Source organism: Salifodinibacter halophilus (assembly GCA_012999515.1).
GTDB classification, from domain to species: Bacteria; Pseudomonadota; Gammaproteobacteria; order Nevskiales; family Salinisphaeraceae; genus Salifodinibacter; species Salifodinibacter halophilus.
In genome coordinates this window covers 1-236 of the sequence record JABEEB010000737.1, presented here as the reverse complement: position 1 = coordinate 236, position 236 = coordinate 1, and the positions used below count along the sequence as shown (strand labels likewise).

Genomic DNA, 236 nt, shown 5'->3' with positions numbered 1-236 from the left:
GAGGCCGTTGCGGGTCTTGTAGAAGCCTTCGACGGTGCGCTCGCCGGTGGTGAAGGGCTGATCGTTCGGATCGATGTCGGCGGTCAGCAGGTCGGCGGCTTCGGCGTCGGTGCGCGCGACGATCAGGGTCGGCACGCCCATGACATCGGCGGCCAGGCGCGCGGCGACGAGCTTTTCCACCGCCTCGCGGGTCGGCACCAGCACTTTGCCGCCCATGTGGCCGCACTTCTTCACCG

General features: G+C 69.1%; 1 protein-coding gene. It reads right to left on the bottom strand.

Annotated elements, in window-relative coordinates:
• The coding region (locus HKX41_13520) for an isocitrate lyase (protein ID NNC25152.1) at positions 1-236 on the bottom strand (236 nt) is incomplete at both ends.